The sequence below is a fragment of the Paenibacillus hodogayensis genome, assembly GCF_039536325.1.
GTDB lineage: Bacteria > Bacillota > Bacilli > Paenibacillales > NBRC-103111 > Paenibacillus_AB > Paenibacillus_AB hodogayensis.
Genome location: NZ_BAAAYO010000005.1, coordinates 1 through 19,274, shown reverse-complemented (window position 1 = coordinate 19,274; position 19,274 = coordinate 1). Strand labels below are relative to the sequence as shown.

The window sequence follows — 19,274 nt, the reverse complement described above, 5'->3', positions numbered from 1 at the left end:
GTGAATTCGAATGAAAATCAAGAAGGAGAAGGAAGAAAACTTGGCCGGCTACATCTTCGTCGCTCCGATGATGATCGGATTAATCGTCCTGACCATCGTCCCGGCGCTCATCACGTTTATATTAAGCTTTACGCAGTGGAGCTTTATAGCCGGCATCGATAAGATCAAGTTCATCGGGTTCCAAAACTACGTAAAGCTGTTCGACGATCCGCTGTTCGGCATCTCGTTTCGCAACAACATCATCTTGCTGCTGGCCGTACCGATTCAATTGATTGTCGCTTTAGCGCTTTCCGTTATTATCGATAAATTCGTTTACCTCAAAGGTTTAATGAAAGTCATGTTTTTCATGCCCTACATTTCCAGCATTGTCGCGGTCGCGATCGTCTTCCAGCTGTTGTTTCACCCGTCGTACGGACCTGTCAACCAAACCTTGAACGCGTTAGGTATGGCGAATCCGCCGAAATGGCTGGCCGACATTCATTATGCACTGCCGTCGGTGATGATCATTATGGTGTGGATTGGGATCGGCTTCTGTCTCATTGTTTATTTGGCCGCTCTGCAATCGATTCCGAAGGAGCTTTACGAAGCGGCGGAGATCGATGGCGCCGGATCGTGGAAAAGGTTCTGGAAGGTGACGCTGCCGCTCGTATCGCCGACTACTTTTTTCCTGATGGTAACCGGCCTCATCAGCAGCTTCAAATCGTTCGATATCATTAAAGTATTGACGGACGGGGGGCCCTCCAACTCCACTTCGGTCGTAACCCACTATTTGTACAATACGGCCTTTGAAGGATTAAAGACGGGATATGCTTCCTCGATGGCGTTGATCTTGTTCGGCTGCGTCATGCTCATTACAATCGTGCAATTGTACGGTCAGAAAAAATGGGTGAACTACTAATTCGGTAAGCGGAGGTTGTTATGAAAAACAGGTACAATCTCGGGAAGCTGGCGGCCACCGTGCTTATGCTGATTTTGGGATCGCTCTTCTTACTGCCCTTCATCTGGATGATATCGGCTTCCTTCAAGCCGGAGGTCGATGTATTCAAATATCCGATCGAGTGGATTCCGAGAAATTGGCAGATCGTGGACAATTATAAGGAAGTGTGGTTCGGGGAGCATCCGTTCTCGCTGTACTACTGGAATACGATTAAAGTCACGTTATTGACGACATTCGTTTCCGTTGCCGTCTCCAGCATGGCGGCCTATGCTTTTTCCCATGTCCCTTTCAAAGGAAAGAACTTCCTGTTCGTCGTCGTGCTCATGACCTTTATGGTGCCGAACCTGTCGATTATCGTGCCGCAGTTTATTATTTTGAAATGGATGGGGTTGGTCGACACGCATCTGGGCCTTATTCTCGTAGGCTCCTTCAGTGCGCTAGGCACGTTCATGCTGAGGCAGTTTTTCCTGGGGATTCATAAGGAGCTGCTGGATGCCGCCCGAATCGACGGCGCCGGGCAATTCAAAATGTTTACGTCGATTGCCCTTCCGTTGGTTCGCCCGGCGTTGGCTACCTATGCGATTTTGCGTTTTATTTGGACGTGGAACGATTACGCCAACCCGCTTGTTTTTATCCGAAGCCACCATCTGGAAACGGTGCAAATCGGCATACAGAAGTTCGCCTCGGAAAGCGGCGTCTACTACTCGCTCATTATGGCCGGAACCGTATCTGCCATCATCCCGCTGCTGATCATTTTCATCATCGGACAGAAGCAGGTTATTGAAGGAATTGCATTAGGCGGGGTAAAAGGGTAAAAATAGTGCAAAAAGAGTAAAAATAGAATCTTTGATCGATTCCCGCGCGATGGTAAAGTTCAGATATCAAAGAGATATGCGATCATAAGGGAGGTTTTTTAGATGAAGAAAAAGGTAGCCTCGCTAACGGCGTCCGCCATCCTGACGGCCGGCCTTCTGTCCGCCTGCGGCAGCGCCGACACCAAGCAACCGTCGAGCGATCCCGGCAAAGATCCGGCAGCAACGGGTCAGAAGGTTGAAATCAAATTTATTAACTGGGAGCCGCCTGCCGTCTACCAGCCTGCGATCGATGCATTCGAGAAAAAGTATCCGAATATTAAAGTCAAATATGTGCCGCTCGTCGAAAACGATTCCAACGAAACGTTGAAAAAGCTCGATATGATGTATGCATCGGACGAAGCGTTTGACGTCTTCTCCCTGAATTCCACACCCAACTTCAGCCAAAGAGCCTCCAACGGAATGCTCGAGCCGCTGGATAGCTATATTGGCAAAGAAGGCTTGAAATACGAGGACGAGTACAAAGCCGAGCAGATGAAGGTTGAAGGAAAGCGCTATTCCTTGCCAGGCAAATTCGGACCGTGGCTTGTTCTGCTCAACAAATCGCAGCTGGATGCGGCAAATTTGCCGGTTCCCCAAAGCTGGACTTGGGACGAATTCCGCGATTACGCGAAAAAGCTGACGAGCGGCGAGGGAGCCACGAAGCAATACGGGGCGCACTTTCATACATGGAAGGATTACCTCTTGTTGCGCAAATACAGCGGTTCAAGCAACCAAGGCATTATGAACGACGAGGGCAAAGCCGTCGACGCCGACAACCCGCTGATGAAACAGTCCCTGCAGCTTCGTTACGATATGGAAAATGTCGATAAGTCCGTAACCCCTTATCAGGATGTCATTACGCAAAAAATCCCGTACCGCGATCAATATTTCCAAGGGAAAGCCAGAATGATGCCGACAGGTCCTTGGATGATTGCCGAAGCGGGCGGAACCGACAAAATTCCGGCCGGGTTCGTATCGGCGTTCGCCCCATGGCCTACGAACAACAAAGGCGACGACGTTTACTCCTTCGGCGGCGCGGACTCGCTTGTCATCTCCGCCAAGTCGAAGCATAAGCAAGAAGCTTACCAATTCATCCGCTTCTTGTCGACCGAAGGAATGGCTTTGACGAAACAATTATCCGCTTGGAAAAAAGCCGATCTGGAGAAAGAAATAGACGCGATTATCGCTTCCACCAAATCTCCGGACAAAATCGACAAAGCTTCCCTGCTCAACACGCTTAAAGTAACGAAGCTGCCAAACCCTCCTACCGTCGTGCCTTACGACGCCGAGCTGGAAAAAGCCTATATCGCGGAGGCGGAAAGCTACTTGCTCAAAGTATCCGATCTCGATACGACGATGGCCAATATTAAAACGAAATTGAAAAAAATCGTCGATTCCAATAAGTAATTGGCTAAGCTATACTGAAAGGGAGGATGTCTTGACGACATCCCCTTTTTCATTCCTTGAAGAACGGAGGCGATGTCATGCGATTCATGAAACGACTGGCCATGAGCTGGAGGCAAAGGTTAATTACCACCTCCCTATTGTGCTTAGTTCTGCCCTCCGTTACGACTTTGGCCTTGACCGGCATCCATACGAAGAACGAATTTGAGAAAAAGGCTATCTTGAAAGCCGAGCAATCGCTGGAAGTGGCGGAACTATACGTCTCGAATCTTGTGCATGATATGATGATCGCGTCCAACTCGATTCAATACGATAGCGAACTGATCACGACTTTCCGGACGGCGTATACGAAATACAACAGCGATCCGTCCGAATCGGTGGACATGTTCGCTTTCAAGCAAATTACGGAAAAGCTGAATACGATTACATCGTTCGGGGAAAGAACGTATATTACGATCCTGCTTCCTAACGGGCTGTATTTTACCAATTATTCGACCTATAAGACCGATTTGGGGAGCATGTACCGGCAGCCGTGGCTGGAGGAGCTGTCCAAAGCCCCGATCAATACGACCCACTGGCTGGGAGCGCAAAAAAATTACGTGCTTTCCGAAGCTGAAAAATCGAAAAATCTCATTACGATCGTCCGTACTTTTCAGCTTTATTCGAAAAGTCCCAACGCCTATATTATGATCAGCAAGCCCGAAACGCAGTTTCATCAAATTTTCAGCAAATATGGCCCCGATCAGATCATGATGCTACAAGATGCTGCGGGCGCCGTTCTCTCGCAAACCGATGACCGGCTGATCGGACAAACCGTTCCTTCGCCTAAGGCAAGCGGGAAGGACACTCTCCTTCGCTGGAACGGAGCGGATTATTTTGCGGTCAACCACCCTCTGCCGTTCGCTGGCTGGACTTTGCAAAGCTTCATGAGCGCCAAAGACGTTATCGGCAAATTCGGCAATTTCATCAACTCCATTTTTATTTTGCAAATTTTATTTTTCGTTGTATTCTCCGTTGTCATGTACTATTTGCTGCGCCAGTTTACGAGACCCATTACGTCCTTGGCCAAAACGGCGAAAAAAGTGGAGATCGGCAATCTGGACGTGCGATCCGGGATCAAGGGCGAGGATGAGGTCGGACATCTCGGCCTGTCTTTCGACCGGATGCTGGAGCGCATTCAGGAAATGGTCCGCCAGATCGAATGGGAGCAAAACCGCAAACGAATTGCCGAATTGGAGCTGCTGCAAGCGCAAATCAATCCGCATTTTTTGTTCAATACGCTCAATTCCATTCGTCTGCAAGTGATGATGAAGGGAGAGAACGAGATCGCCAACACGATCGAGTCTCTATCCACCCTGCTGCGGATGACGATTAATCGGAATAACGAATTTCTGCCCTTGCACGAGGAAGTCGGCACCGTGGAGCAATACATGAAGCTGATGAATTTCCGACACATGGAGGATGTCCAGTTTACTACCAATTTGGCTTCCGATACGCTGTTGGAAAGCATCCCCCGTTTTACGCTGCAGCCTTTGATCGAAAATGCATATATTCACGGCTTGCAGCAAAAATCCGGCGAAATTTCGATTTCCTCGCGTAAACAAGGGAACTCGCTATATATAACGGTTCAAGATAACGGGAAAGGTATGACCGAAGCGGAATTGAAAAATGTCCTGAAGCTTATTGACGAGACGGTGGAGGAAAACGCTCCAAGCCGGTCCAGAGCGAATATGTCGGGGATCGGACTGCGCAACGTTCACGAACGTCTGAAAATCATTTATGGCTCCGCCTACGCCATTGAAGTGGAAAGCTCGCCCGGCATAGGTGTGTCCATTACTTTAAGATTGCCATTGTCCGTTAAGGAGGATGAGGCCGGCCATGTACAAAGCTTTGATCGTTGACGACGATGTGGCGGTACTTGCGTTTTTAACCAAGATGATCTCGTGGGAGCAATACGGGTATCGGCTAATAGGCGCTTGTTCGAATGCTCACGACGCTCTGGAAATGAGCAAGGAGCAGATGCCGGACTTGATCATTACCGATATCGGGATGCCGGGAATGGACGGAATCGAGTTTATTAAGGCGCTTCAGCAAATAGACGAGCATCCCCGCTTTGTTATTTTATCGTGCCACGACGATTTCAAATTTGCCCAGCAAGCCGTTCAATTAGGCGTACAGGACTACATCCTGAAGGAGACGCTCCAAATCGAGCTTGTGCAGGGCATACTCGAACGGTTATACCGTCGGCTCGAAGAAGATAGCCGTCTGCACAAAAAAGTGGAGAAGCTGCATTATCAAGCGGTAAAAAGCAAGTCGGTCTGGAAGGAGCAGTGGCTGCGCGATTTTCTGACTACGCCGCTGGCCGATAAAGCCAAATGGCGGGAGCAGCTTGCGGAATACGGGCTGAATCCGGATATGAGCCATATGATTCCGGTCGCTTGCAGCGTGTTCCGGTTTCAGGACGCCTTAACCCGATACCAGAACGAAGATATGGTGAAGTTTATTATTTGCAACGCTTTGGAGGAGCTGCTGCAGCAGGAGCCGAATGCGATCTCGTTTTCCTACTCTCCCAAACAATTTTGCTTCTTGTTCGCATGCCGGAAAGACTTGGCGACAAAGCCCGACGAATGGGCCGAACAAATTTGCAAACAGGTGCAGCGAACGTTATCCAAAGTGTTGAAAATACAGGTTTCCTTTTTTATCGGAGAGATCGAGCAGGACTTTACCGCCATTAAGCAGCAGCTGCTGGGATTGCTTCATGCCGACGATCAAGCGTTTTACTCGGCGGAACCCCAAATTTTTAAGTCCGGTCAGTTTCGGCTGTTAAATAACCCGGAAGATTGGATGCCGTTTTATTCCGGGTATACGGAGCAGGTCCATCATCTGATCGTAGAAGGAAATAAGGACGTTCAGCCTGTAGTCGATGCCTTCGTCCAGTTCGTTGCGGCTCGAAGAATTCAGCCGATCATGGTCAAACACTTTTTGTTCAAACTGATGCTGGATATTCAAATGAAGCTCACGTTCAGCCATCAATACAACAATGAAAAGATGCAGGGGCAGCTGGAGGAAATGGACAATATCGGCCAGCTCCGGGAATGGATGATCCGGTTTTTCGAACGAGCCGTTTCCTTGATGGACCAAATCTCGACGAAAAGCAAGAAAGCGGAAATCATCGATGCCCAGAAATATGTTTTGTTGCATTTGGATCAGAAAATTACGCTAGTCGAGGTTGCCGAGCGGCTATTTCTGAACGCCAGCTATTTCAGCCGTTTGTTCAAGAAGGAAACCGGGGAAAATTTCATCGAATATGTCAATCGCATGAAGATGGAGAGGGCGAAGGAACTTTTGCAAGAGTCCAACCGGACGATTGAAGACATTGCGCTGGCATTGGGATACGACAATAAGGGCTATTTCGTCAAACTGTTCAAGAACCATTACGGGGTTCCGCCGAGCCGCGTCCTTTAAGAGCGGTTCATGCGCGGCGCTGCCTCCGGAACATTCGTACAGCAAAACCCGGTCCTGAGCGGAACGCACGACCCTGAGGGCCGGGGGCTGCTCCGCCCCCGGGAACAGCAAAGGCCGGGGCTTCGGACCGCTCAATTTCTCAGCGCAGCTTGCCGTTTGTACATGTCCTCGACGACGAGGCAGGCCATCGCCTCCACGACCGGGACGATTCTGGGGCATATGCACGGGTCGTGCCTGCCCCGGGTTTCGATAATCCGCTCCTCCCCGTCCACGCGGACGGTATGTTGCGGAACGGAGATGGACGACGTCGGCTTGACGGCGATGCGGAACACGATGGGCTGCCCGGTGCTGATCCCGCCCGCAATACCGCCCGCGTGGTTGGTCAGGAAGCCGTCGGCGCTCATCGCGTCGTTATGCTCGCTCCCCTGCATCGCCGCAGCGGCAAAGCCGGCTCCGAACTCGATGCCCTTCACCGCCCCGATCGACAGCATCGCCTTGGCCAGCTCGGCGTCGAGCTTGTCGAACACCGGCTCGCCGATGCCGGGGGCTACCCCGCGCACGACGCACTCCACGATGCCGCCGCAGCTGTCCCCGACGGATGCCAGCTGCACGACTTTGTCCACCATCTTCGCCGCCGCTTCCGGGTCGCAGGCCCGAACCGGGTTGCGCTCGATCTCGCTTTCGTCGAACGTCCGGCACGCAATGCCGCCGATTTCCTTCGTGTACGCGACGACCTGCACGCCGCGCCGCTCCAGCAATTTGCGGGCTATGGCCCCCGCCGCCACCCGACCAGCCGTCTCCCGTCCCGAAGCCCGGCCGCTGCCCCGATGATCGCGCAAGCCGTATTTGTTCAAATACGTATAGTCCGCATGTCCCGGGCGGAACGATTCGCGAATATCGTCGTACGCTTCCGGTCTCATGTCCTTGTTATATAAAATAACGGTAAGCGGCGTTCCCGTCGTTTTGCCTTCATAGATTCCGGAGACAATGTGCACGATATCGTATTCGTTGCGGGGCGAAGTGACGGCCGACTGGCCCGGTTTTCTGCGGTCCATCTGGATCTGGATGTCCCGCTCGTGCAGTTCCACCCCGGGCGTGACGCCATCCACGATAACCCCCACCGCCTCGCCGTGAGACTCGCCGAACGTGGTGATCTTCAAACATTCCCCAAAGCTGCTTCCTGCCATCGCGCTAGCCTCCGTCTTATGTGATAGTATAGCTTGATTGTAATCCAGGGAATGAAATAAATAAAATCCAAATCTTATATGCATTCCATAGATACAATCTATATCACTTCAGAGATTTCACATTACTAAGCGCCTGTGCAGCAAACGATTCCATGATCGGGATTACGATTTTTTATGAGCTGAAGTCAATAAACGCAAAAAAGCAAAGGAGTTAAGCATACAAGCTGCTTAACCCCCTTGCTCCTAGTCCCAAGTGTCTGACTTTCACTTCATTACCCTCTAGAAACAGCGCGATGTTTTTTCTGATTTGAAAAATATTTTTCTAAAAATACGAATGCCCGTTCAAATGCCAATATCAAAACCCAGTAGACAATTGCAATGAGCACATACATTTCCAAATAGCGATAAGTAGAACCCGCTTCCATCTTTGCAACTGCCATAATATCAACTACTTTTATCGTAAAAGCAAGTGACGTCTGCTTAAATAAAGCAATAAATAAATTTGCAAAATTCGGAATGGCACTTACTAATGCTTGAGGAATAAAAATCCGAATCAGCGCTTGTGGTAAGGTCATCCCGACCGATAATGCAGCTTCCATTTGATTGTAGTCCACTGCACGAAGTGCGGAATACCAAACCTCTGCCTGGTATGCTGCTGTATACAGCGAAAAAATGAGAAGCGCAATAAACATCTTGTTAAACTCGGCAGGAAAAAATGTAATTGCAAAAGCCTCATTTACATACACAAATAAATGTGGTAATCCAAAATAGACGAGGTACATTTGAACAAGCAACGGTACGCCGCGGAAAATGGAAATGTACGCTGTTGCCAGTTGGGATAACACGGGTATTTTATAAGAACGAACAATAGCTAATAAAAAACCGAAAATAAACCCGATGAATGCCGATACCAACACTAACAGCAACGTTCTCGGTATTGCTTCAATAATTAAAGGCAGCTTGCTCAACATATAATCCCAATCCAATAACATATGGAATCACCTCTATGCCCTTCTAGCCATAATCTTATATTTCCGTTCCGTACGATTCTGATAGAAGGTAAGCAAACGGCCAAATATCATCGAAAAGAACCAATAGATAAACGATACAGCCAAATAGGTTTCAATTAGAGTGATCCCATATTTACGCTGGGTTAAGATTTGAGCTTGACCCATTAAATCAACAACACCGACGGTAAACACCAGAGACGATTCTTTAAAAATCGAAATCGCATTATTTCCAATAACCGGAGTTGCAATGCGCAGCATTTGCGGAATAATGATGCGTCGCAACGATTGGAAATACGACATTCCGACTGCACTCGCTGCCTCATATTGCGATTTCGGTATAGCCAAATAGGCAGAACGAATTACTTCTGACATCACGGCTCCACAATGCAGTCCAAAGGCGATCACTGCAAACGTAAAATTACTCCATGAGTTAATATGGATGCCAACTTGAAGCAATAGCTTCGGTAGTCCGTAAAAAATTAAAAATAATTGTACGATACCAGGCGTGCAGCGCATAAAAGAAATATACACAACAATCAATTGAGAAAGCACCGGGATTTGAAAAATTCGAATTAGCGCTAACACAAATCCCAGTAAAGTCCCCCCAACTAAGGCCAATCCCGTAAAGGATAACGTAAGGGGCAGTTTAGGAAGAAGCTTCCAAAACGCATCGATGACTTCTGCCATATTAAGCAATGGGTTGCCCCTCCGTTCAACAAATTATTTAAATTTATATTGCTCGTTCACGTCTTTAAGCGATTTGAACATGTTCACGCCAAACCATTTTTCAGAAAGTGCCGGCAATGTACCGTCATCAATCAAGGCTTTTGTTGCTTCGTCAAAACGTGCGGCCAGGTCTTTTTTGTCTTTGTTAAATAATACCCAAATCGGTTCCTTTGTTACGTAAGCCGCAATTTTCAAAGGCAATTTCAATTGCGCATTTACGTTCTCGAATACTGTCGTATTGGTTAAAAAGGCGTCATATTTACCGCTTGCTACCCATTGCACAGCTTCTGCATCCGTTACTGCATCGATATCTTCAACAAGAATGGGATTGCTCGCATTTTTCTTGTTGTAATCGACGACCAACGTGCGCAATCCAGTGGATGGGCTCATCGGAGTTAATTTTTTTCCTTTCATATCGTCCAAGCTACGAATATCATCCCGATCTTTTTTTACGATCAAAGAATTCAACGAATACCCATATTCGACTGCGCTGAACAAATATTTCGCTTCGCGCTCCGGGTTACGGTAGTAGAAATTTGCCGCGAAATCGTATTTACCGGACTCTACACCGACAAGCATAGCTTCGCGAGCGATTTCTTCATATTCGAACTTATATTCTTCCAGACGCTCGTCCAATAATTTCAAATACTCCACCGTATATCCGTCCATTACATTTTTGTCATTCAAATAACTGAACGGAGGATTGGGTACTGCATTTCGTGCTACTTTAAGCACCGTTACCTTTGCAGCAGCAGGTTGACCGCCGCCTGTCGAAGGCGCTCCGCCGTTGTCTTTGTTGGAACTAGAGCCGCATGCCGTTACCGCCAAAGCGGATGCGAGGATAACTGCTGCTAAAGAAAACTTTTTCATATCTCATACTCCCTTTTCTATGGATTAATCAAATATCATAGGACCATTCGGATATGCGACTACTAATAAACTCTTTGGTTCGCTGTTGCTGGGGGTTAAAGAAAAGCTGCTTCGGTGTAGCTTGTTCGACGATATTCCCTTTTTCCATAAAAACGACTTGTGTGGAAATATCTCGAGCAAAACTCAATTCGTGCGTAACGATAATCATCGTTACCCCCTCTTGAGCTATATGTTTAATCACGTCCAGCACTTCTCCCACCAATTCGGGATCTAACGCAGACGTTGGTTCATCGAATAAAATAACTTCAGGATCTAAAGCGAGCGCTCTTGCGATACCGACACGTTGTTGTTGTCCGCCGGATAATTGAGACGGATAATGATCGGCTTTGTTTGCCAATCCCACCTTCTCAAGCAGAGCCAAGCTTTTTGCTTTTGCTTCCGCTCTCTTCATCTTCTTAACAACAATCAAACCTTCCATCACATTTTCCAGTGTATTTTTGTTGGCAAATAAGTTATACGACTGGAATACCATCGCTGTTTTTCGACGTAGTTTCAAAATATCTTTGCGGGATAATTTCTCGGCATCGACCGATAAATCACTGATAGTAATCGTTCCTTTATGGGGTCTCTCCAACAAATTAATGCATCTTAAGAGCGTTGTTTTCCCTGATCCGCTTGGACCGAGAATCGAAATAACGTCCCCGCGATTGACCTGTAAGGAAATTCCTTTCAGTACTTCTTCCGAACCGAATTTTTTATGGATATTGTCCAACTGAAGCATTTCTCCACCCCCAATTCTCACGTTGCTCAATCGAGAACAGTGTTCCTATCAAGCTTTAGCATAACGATTTGGAACAAAATCCAGTCCCAAGTTTCCGCGCAATGTCGTAGATTCATATTCTTCTCTAAACAATCCGCGTTCACGCAAGATCGGTAATACAAGGTCAATGAACTCTCGTGTTCCTTCACTGTACGGGGGCCATACGAAGAAACCGTCGCATGCTCGACCCTCAAACCATTTTTGCATGCGATCTGCAATTTGTTCGGGAGTTCCTACAAACTCGGATTTTGGCGATCCATAGCGAAATGCAGCTTGTCGAAGGGTTAGGCCTAATTCTTTTACCGCTTTTTTAATACGATTTGCCATATAGCTATACCCTTCATTTCCTTCATCTTGCAAGTCAGGGAAAGGTGCATCCGGGTCCAGTTTAAACAAATCGACATTTTTAAAGAACAGCTTTAACTCGGTTAATGCCTCTTCATAGGTGATATAAGAAAGAACTTCTTCAAACTTTGCTTGTGCTTCTTCTTCTGTTCTGCCAATGACCGGATTCAAGCCGGCAAAGATCAGAATATCGTCTTCGTCACGACCCGCTTTTACAACACGAGCTTTTAAATCTTCAAAGAATAGATGTGCTTCTTCATACGTAATCGGTGTTGTATATACGCCTTCCGCATAGTCTGCCGCAAATGTTTTACCCGCTTCCGATTGACCTGCTTGAAAAATCACGGGTTGTCCTTGTGGTGAACGATTGATGTTTAAGGGACCGCGAACTTTGAAAAACTCACCTTCATAGTTCAAAGTGTGGAGCTTATTTTTATCGTAAAAGACATTGTTTTCTTTGTCATAGATGAACGCGTCATCTTCCCATGAATCCCATAAACCTTGCACAACATCCAAGTGCTCTTTGGCACGTTTGTACCGTTCGGCATGCCCATAATGGACATCGCGGCTAAAATTTAAAGATGCTCCGCTTAATGCGGTAGAAACAACGTTCCAACCGGCACGACCGCCGCTAATTTTATCAATCGTCATAAATTGACGCGCGACGTTAAAAGGCTCTGAATAGGAAGTCGATAGTGTAGAGACTAGACCAATATTTTTGGTAATGGAAGCTAGTGCGGCAAGCAACGTTAAGGGCTCAAACTGATTTAATGACTTTGGAGCGCTATGCTCGTCAAAGTACAGGCGATCAGAGAAAAATACGAAATCAAATTTTGCCGCTTCCGCTTCTTGAACTTGACGGACATGCTCTTCAAAGTTTACATTGCCGTCCGACGGTACGTTGGGATGACGCCAAGAGGTACGATAATGTCCAATTCCGAATACACGGGCACCTAATTTCATTTGTTTCTTGCGTTTGGCAGTCACTGCATTGTCCCCCTCTCTGTTACATCACGAGCTTATTTTTCTATATTTCACGATTCCGTTTTGTTCGGATTGCTCAATTAATCTTTCAGACAAAGCATACCGGACTCGCGATATGGTTTCTGTAAAATGAAATCGTTTTTGAATCAAAGCCGGTACGGGTTCAAATACGCCGTAATACGCTTCGTAAGCCGTTTTCCATTCCTCTGTCGTAAATTGATCCACCACTTTTTGTTGACGCTCGGCGTTCAACCGTTTCAATTGCTCTAACCGCTCGCCAAAATGGGCAAATGGCTGATGATGACCAGGAAACGCCACTTGTACGGAATACGGCTTTAATTTATTTAACGAGTGGATAAAACTATGAATTGGATTCGGATCAAACTCGTCGGACACGTAGCATGTATCCGGCAAGCTATCGGGCATGACTTGATCGCCTACAAAGATCACTTGCAACTCTTCACTGTAAAATGCACTGTGACCTGCAGCATGACCCGGGATATGCAATACCTCGAACGTTGCATCTCCGATTTGAATCGTTTCTCCTTCATCCAATGTAGTCAGTGTCGGCTTTGGAAGCACTTGCTGCATATTGTTTTTCAAATGTTCTCCCAACTGCTCGAGCAAGTCTGCCGGAAGTCCGTTCTTGCGATAGGTTTCTAAGAAATAAGAAACAAGCGGTCTGCCTTCTCCCCATAACCCTTCAATTTGTTTTTTCGCAATAGTAGATACATAAACGGGTGCATCGGATTGCTGTTGAAACCAGCCGGCAAGACCATAATGATCCGGATGATGATGCGTCACTAAAATTTTACGAATTTGATCAAATGTAAACCCGATCTCTTCACTGATTTCCTGCCACAAAGCAATAATGGCTTCTGTGTTAAAGCCGGGATCGATCAATGCGTAGCCATCCCCATCCGGCAGCAAATAACTGTTCATCCAAGGCGGGTTACCCATTGGGAGACGAATTTGATAAATCCCATGCGGCTGCAGCGTATAATGACTCATATTATTTTCCACCTCAAGCCTTAGTCGTATCGTTTAATTGTTGGTACGCCTCATATAAACGCTGAATACCGACCGCGATTCTTTCCTTGGAGCAATACGTAAAACACAATCGGATTGTGCTTCTTCCTTCGCGATTTGCATAAAAGGCACTACCATTCAGGACGCTAACCCCGCGTTGTTCCGCAATCTGCGTCAGTTGAATGACATCGGTCTGTTGTTTGAAACGAACGCTCAAGAAAAATCCGCCCTGTGGTACTTGGACGTCTATAAGATCTCCAAATGTGTGTACAAGCGCATGTACCATCGTATCTCTTTGATCCTTGTAATGGGCATTCACGCCGTCCAAATACGCTTGAAAATCGTTGTTCTGCAAATAGGCGGATACGATCTCTTGCATGTATGGATTCGTTTGCGAACCGCTCATAAATTGCTGTACAAATTTCAGTAATACCGGAGGAACGACTGCCCATCCTAAGCGAACGCCAGGACCGATAATTTTAGAGAAGGTCCCAATATGAATCACATGCTCTGGAGCAAAGGTATGAATGGCAGGCAGATACTTGTTTGTATAGTTCAACTCCAGATAGGCATCGTCTTCCAATATATAAAATCCATACGTTTTCGCTAAATCAGCCAATTGTTTTCTGCGTTCAACAGACAAACAAACTCCCGTTGGATTTTGATAGTTCGGCATGACATACAACAGCTTGGGCAATGCCTCGCCTGCGTGCACTCTTCTCTCCAATTCCACTTTCAAGGGTTCGATCACAATGCCGTTCGAATCGATTTCAAATGGTCGAATGATCGAGGCGCCCGCAAGACCAAACATACGAATGGCACCAAAGAAACTGGGATTTTCGACCCACACTTCATCGTCTGCGTTACATAGAATACGCGCCATGACTTCGATCGCTTGCGCAGCGCCAATCGTAATTTTGATTTGTTCGACCGGCACTTGGATCCCGATTTTTTCAAGACGTCCGCCTACCCAGCTTGGCAAGTAGGAAATGGCGGGGCCGCCGAAATAATGAAGAGCACTTTTTCCTTGATCGAAAGTCGCTTGTCTTGCCGCCTCCGCGAGCTCTTGAATCGGAAACAAATCGGAATAAGGATACCCGAACGATAAATGGACTTGATCCGGATTATCATTTTTCGTGCCGCCCATTGTTCTCGTATTTTGTAAAAAGCGATTATAGATAAAAGATTCGATCATATTTATCGCTCTCCTAAATTTCAGGTCCCCATTTCGCTACCCATTCATGAACTTTAAACTCGCGAACACCATGAATGGCGAAAGGAGAACGAGATAAAATGTCTTCTACTTCAGCTTGAGACTCGCCACGGAATATAATCAATCCCAAGGAACCATCGGCAAATTTGCCGTTTGCAATAATGGTTCCTTGATCGCGTAAATCATCCAAATATTTCATATGATCCGAAAAATATTGATCTTTTTTTGTATTATCCAATTCGGTTACAAATACAGCAAAAAACACCATTCCCCATCTCTCCTATAAGACATATTATTTATAGTGGTTTACTATGAATTAAAGGCTATTATAGTCTATGAAAATCACTTTTACAATGAATTATTCGTTAAATTTCGACATTTTTTTATTAAAAAACCGAAAACCAGACAAATTTCTTGGGACCTATGGAATAATCAGGTTCTTCTGGTTTCCCTTAGCGGAGCAAACATCCGATCGATCAAACAAAAGCACCCTCAAATCCACTAAGAAAGTGGAGATGAAGGTGCTTTTTGCCACAATGAAATCATGTTCTTGACGGGGACCAGAAATCGTATTTTCTTCCCGTCACTTCTGGACAAATCATTATGCTTGCGCTAATTAAATGATCTCCCGCTTCCTAAATTTCCATGAACCCGCAATGGCGAGTATTCCGGTAATGATTGTAAGGACAATTGTCGCTAGTAGCGGGAAGGTACCTACAAATACTTTAGAATAGTGAACGTAGGCAAGCGGTGACAAGGACAACCATTCCCATCCAATAAAATGAGATTCCCATAAAAGTTCCAGAGCGGCCACCAAACCTAACACACCAAAGCTTCCGAGCGCAGAAATTTTCGGAATGAAACCATATAACATCACCGCTACGCCTGTGAACAACCAAATGGCAGGTAATTTTGCCATGCATGTGATCAGCATGCGCCATACTTGGCTCTCACCGCTTGCCCAACCATAGCCTAGTCCAAGAGAAATTCCGAAAGCCAATAAGATAACCGCCATTCCCCCAAATGAAAACACCAAGTGACTTTGTATAAACTCGTTGCGGGATACCGGCAAGCTCAGCAGAAGCTCTGCTCTTTGTTCTGTTTCTTCTACGCGCATTTTTTGAACGGACAGTATCCCATAGATTGGAAACGCGAAACAAAGGGCATATACGAAAATCGATATAAATGCATCAGCGCCCGCCATCTGATTCATCCAACCATAGTCGCCTAATTGATTAAGCACATCCATGCCCGGCACATCCATAACACTTGCAGCTACCATACCTACAGCATCACCCGTCAAAGCGATAGCAACCACCCATGAGACGAACAATCCTCTTTGTTGCCGCCACGCCAATGCCAAAGGCGTTCTAGGATATGATTTGTTTAATTGGGGCTCTCTTCCTTGATAAATGCCCGATCCCAGATCCCTTTTCAGACAAAACCAGAAGGCACAACTCGAAATCAACACAGCAATGACTATAGGGTATAGAAGAAATATCCAGCGATTTTCCGCAAATGGCAACGAGATTCGATTCCATGCCATAGGGGTTAGCCATTTGAGTGGGGTATATCCACCGTTTCCATTGTTAATCATTTGTACGAGTAATTGAATCCCAAGCGATGTAAACGCTAAACCTCTTGCGCCCGATGACGAGCGGCTCCATTCTCCGCAAAGCAAAGCAATAGCGGCAAAAACCCAACCAGCGGCAGCCATAGTAAGCCCCATAAGGAGTGACTCGGAAAACATAACTCCATTGCCGCTCAGAGTAGTCGCAATAAGAACCCCAATAATAGCTTCAATGCCGCAAACCACAATGAGGATAGCCGTCGGTGCAGCTAACTTCCCAATGGGTGCAGATAAGAGTAGCTCCCGTCTTCCCGCTTCTTCCTCGGCACGCGTATGTCTAATAACCGTCAAAATACTGAATAGCGCAAAGAGAATAACCATTTGTCCGCTTGAACGCCAGGCAACGATACCGCCTAAAGTTTCCGAATGCACAGAACCTAAAAGTGCACGCACAACAGGGTTGCCGGCCATTTCATTTGCGAATTCCTCTAAGGAACCACCCGTGGCTAAAAAGGCAGCGGCACTGCTAACAGTGGACTGAGGAATTAAAATGCCTAATCCAATCCATAAAAAAATCATCCATCTCTCACGGCGCAGGAATAATCGAATGTGACGTAAAGTACCCGTAAATGCGTTCATGTAATCGTCTCCCCGTAATGCCTCATAAAGAGTTCTTCTAATGTAGGCGGTTTGCAGACAAGAGATTTTACACCAAAGCAGGTAAGCCTTTTTAAAACTTCATCCCAATTGCTTGTATCCACCGAAAAACGTAGTTTACCACCCTCTGTTGACTTATCGAAAATAAACTCCCCCAAATCGGTAACGGGTTTTATCGTTTCCACGATGACCGTAGTACGCGTTAAGTGACGGAGTTCATCCAAAGTACCCGTTTCTATAAGCTTCCCCTTGCGGATAATTCCTACTTTGTCACAGAGAGCTTCTACTTCAGCTAAAATATGGCTGGATAGAAAGACCGTTTTGCCTTGCTTTTTCATCTCAGTAACACAGTCTTGGAACACCAGCTCCATAAGCGGATCAAGTCCAGAAGTAGGCTCATCTAAAATATAAAGGTCTACATCCGATACGAAAGCCGCGACAAGAGCTACTTTTTGCCGGTTACCTTTGGAGTACGTATTGCATTTTTTGCGAGGATCCAGTTCGAATCGCGCCAAGAGCTCGTTTTTACGTTTTACTTCAAAGCCGCCTCTCATATTTCCTAACATATCGATCACTTCGCCGCCTGTTAGATTGCCCCATAAGCTGACATCGCCGGGAACATAGGCAAGCCGCTTGTGAAGAGTAGACGCATCTCTCCACGGATCGCCGCCAAGCAGCTCTACCTCTCCGCTTTCTTTATGGAGCAGTCCAAGTAAAATACGGATGGTGGTAGATTTCCCTGCCCCATTCGGGCCAATAAATCCATAAACCTCACCCCGTTCAACGGATAAATTCAGATAGTCCAGAGCCACCGTTTTTCCATACGATTTATGAAGATCCTTGCATCTGATTGCGTTCAATGGAATGCCTCCTTATACAAGGCTCTTCGTAAAATAGATATATAATCATCCATTCGGATTAACATGTTTTCGATCTCCGACTGTTCTTGGAAGAACGGCTTTTCCATCCGTTTCTTTTCTGCCGCTACAAATCCATCGATAGACCAAATGATGATATGAATTGCTTTTTGAGCATCCAGTTCTTCTTTAAAAAGCGTTAAATCCAACCCATGAAACAGTTTTTCTTCTCCGTACTCGACAAGGATTTGTTGGTTGATCAACGCAATATCTTGTTTCACATCTGCGGCTTCTTCCTTATTGGCTATTGCTGCAAATTCAAAAATCATTGGATGTTTCTTCGTCATTTCCAGTTTTAAGAATGTTAAGTGTCTCCAACGAATTAACAGGTCGCCTTGACTTAAATCCAACTCCGCAAAAACTTCCTCAGTAGCCAACCGCACGACATGTTGGTAAAGGAACAAATATAATTCTTTCTTACTGCCAAAGTAATGAAACAACATCCCTTTTCCAATTTCTGCTTCGGTCACAATGGCATTTGTAGAAGCGGTGTCATAATCTTTAGTGGCAAACTCCATAAGTGCCGCATTGATGATGCGATCTTTTTTTTCGGGTTTAAGTGCTTCAAAACGCTTAAGCATAAACAACACCTGCTTTCTAAAAATCGACCAATGTGGTCTATTTCCAGAATACTACAATCGACCAGTGTAGTCTATAGCCTAAATGAAACCGCGGCGGACTAGGACTTTGAATCATAAAGTTTTGGTCTGTCGCTGTTTCTGCTTTTGTGCCGATACTTGTAGACATTGATCGTCCCTATGTATTAAACGGTCCGGTGATGGAACGACCTATTCGAAACACAGTTTGCCGGTTGCAGCGAATATCCTTAATCGGCAGTTTCGGCCAGAGGCTGCCAATTAAGTCTGGGCGACTACAGCCGTAAAATCGTGGGATTCCAGATAGCCGAACGCATGACGAAGGAGTTGGTGACGATATGGAAGGCAGCATGAGCCGCAAAGGAAGGGTGAGTAACCCGGAGGAGTTGCACCTCCCGGCTCTCTCAGATCCGAACTTGAACCTCTCATCTCTATTTTACAGACTCTTTGATTTCCACAACTTTTTTTAATGCGGCTCCGGCTCGGTTCCACGAAAACTTTTTCATATCCAGACGTCCTTGTCGACCTTTCTTTTTACAAAGCTCAGGGTGACGATACGCCAAGCTCATCAGGCTTTTTAGGCTCGATAAATTCGGCTCTGCCCATCGGTGCCCTTTCCCTGAAAACAACGAACGAAATCTTCTTGCAATCGCATGGTTGCTATTCATGCTGGTTTGCGGGTTTTGCAGC

17 protein-coding genes and 1 pseudogene are annotated in these 19,274 nt (G+C 46.4%); 5 read left to right on the top strand and 13 right to left on the bottom strand.

Annotated elements, in window-relative coordinates; genetic code table 11:
* The first annotated feature begins 10 nt into the window (after nt 1-10).
* The 5 genes from ABD796_RS09565 (at nt 11) to ABD796_RS09545 (ending at nt 6,660) form a co-directional block, all read left to right on the top strand.
* Nucleotides 11-898 carry a carbohydrate ABC transporter permease gene (locus tag ABD796_RS09565; protein ID WP_344906499.1) on the top strand — a complete coding sequence of 296 codons (888 nt, stop codon included), beginning with the start codon at nt 11-13 and terminating at the stop codon, nt 896-898.
* 20 nt (nt 899-918) lie between these two features.
* The gene (locus ABD796_RS09560) at nt 919-1,752 is read left to right on the top strand and encodes a carbohydrate ABC transporter permease (RefSeq protein ID WP_344906496.1); all 834 of its coding nucleotides are present in this window, start codon (nt 919-921) and stop codon (nt 1,750-1,752) included.
* A gap of 102 nt (nt 1,753-1,854) precedes the next feature.
* Entirely contained in the window at nt 1,855-3,198 is a 1,344-nt protein-coding gene (locus ABD796_RS09555) for an ABC transporter substrate-binding protein (protein WP_344906493.1), read from the top strand.
* A 77-nt stretch (nt 3,199-3,275) separates the two neighbouring features.
* On the top strand, nt 3,276-5,096 hold the full coding sequence (locus tag ABD796_RS09550; RefSeq protein WP_344906490.1) for a sensor histidine kinase: 1,821 nt from the start codon (nt 3,276-3,278) through the stop codon (nt 5,094-5,096).
* Complete coding sequence (locus ABD796_RS09545) at nt 5,074-6,660, top strand: response regulator transcription factor (RefSeq protein ID WP_344906487.1); 1,587 nt, start codon at nt 5,074-5,076, stop codon at nt 6,658-6,660. Before ABD796_RS09550 ends, ABD796_RS09545 begins: the two co-directional genes overlap by 23 nt.
* 131 nt (nt 6,661-6,791) lie before the next feature.
* On the opposite strand, the gene aroC is transcribed toward ABD796_RS09545, so the two are convergent.
* From aroC to ABD796_RS09475, 13 genes and pseudogenes are all read right to left on the bottom strand, one after another.
* Entirely contained in the window at nt 6,792-7,847 is a 1,056-nt protein-coding gene (aroC, locus tag ABD796_RS09540) for a chorismate synthase (RefSeq protein WP_344906484.1), read from the bottom strand.
* Nucleotides 7,848-8,119: 272 nt separating this feature from the next.
* A complete protein-coding gene (locus tag ABD796_RS09535; RefSeq protein WP_344906481.1) occupies nt 8,120-8,839 on the bottom strand; it encodes an amino acid ABC transporter permease in 720 nt (239 codons plus the stop codon).
* 12 nt (nt 8,840-8,851) lie between these two features.
* Entirely contained in the window at nt 8,852-9,544 is a 693-nt protein-coding gene (locus ABD796_RS09530) for an amino acid ABC transporter permease (protein WP_344907405.1), read from the bottom strand.
* Nucleotides 9,545-9,577: 33 nt separating this feature from the next.
* A complete protein-coding gene (locus ABD796_RS09525; protein WP_344906479.1) occupies nt 9,578-10,453 on the bottom strand; it encodes a transporter substrate-binding domain-containing protein in 876 nt (291 codons plus the stop codon).
* 28 nt (nt 10,454-10,481) lie between these two features.
* Nucleotides 10,482-11,234 (bottom strand): amino acid ABC transporter ATP-binding protein, encoded by a 753-nt coding sequence (locus tag ABD796_RS09520; protein WP_344906477.1) that lies wholly within the window; start codon nt 11,232-11,234, stop codon nt 10,482-10,484.
* 48 nt (nt 11,235-11,282) lie between these two features.
* On the bottom strand, nt 11,283-12,581 hold the full coding sequence (locus ABD796_RS09515) for an LLM class flavin-dependent oxidoreductase (protein WP_344907402.1): 1,299 nt from the start codon (nt 12,579-12,581) through the stop codon (nt 11,283-11,285).
* A gap of 48 nt (nt 12,582-12,629) precedes the next feature.
* A complete protein-coding gene (locus ABD796_RS09510; protein ID WP_344906474.1) occupies nt 12,630-13,613 on the bottom strand; it encodes an MBL fold metallo-hydrolase in 984 nt (327 codons plus the stop codon).
* Nucleotides 13,614-13,626: 13 nt separating this feature from the next.
* Complete coding sequence (locus ABD796_RS09505) at nt 13,627-14,826, bottom strand: aminotransferase-like domain-containing protein (protein ID WP_344906471.1); 1,200 nt, start codon at nt 14,824-14,826, stop codon at nt 13,627-13,629.
* Nucleotides 14,827-14,839: 13 nt separating this feature from the next.
* A complete protein-coding gene (locus ABD796_RS09500; protein WP_344906468.1) occupies nt 14,840-15,112 on the bottom strand; it encodes a YciI family protein in 273 nt (90 codons plus the stop codon).
* Between the two features lie 348 nt (nt 15,113-15,460).
* Nucleotides 15,461-17,053: an ABC transporter permease gene (locus ABD796_RS09495; RefSeq protein WP_344906465.1), complete on the bottom strand. Its 1,593-nt coding sequence runs from the start codon at nt 17,051-17,053 to the stop codon at nt 15,461-15,463.
* Nucleotides 17,050-17,931 (bottom strand): ABC transporter ATP-binding protein, encoded by an 882-nt coding sequence (locus ABD796_RS09490; RefSeq protein ID WP_344906462.1) that lies wholly within the window; start codon nt 17,929-17,931, stop codon nt 17,050-17,052. Before ABD796_RS09490 ends, ABD796_RS09495 begins: the two co-directional genes overlap by 4 nt.
* Complete coding sequence (locus ABD796_RS09485; RefSeq protein WP_344906459.1) at nt 17,928-18,569, bottom strand: TetR/AcrR family transcriptional regulator; 642 nt, start codon at nt 18,567-18,569, stop codon at nt 17,928-17,930. Before ABD796_RS09485 ends, ABD796_RS09490 begins: the two co-directional genes overlap by 4 nt.
* A 446-nt stretch (nt 18,570-19,015) precedes the next feature.
* Nucleotides 19,016-19,274: pseudogene (locus ABD796_RS09475) on the bottom strand (glycosyltransferase family 4 protein); the annotation flags it as partial.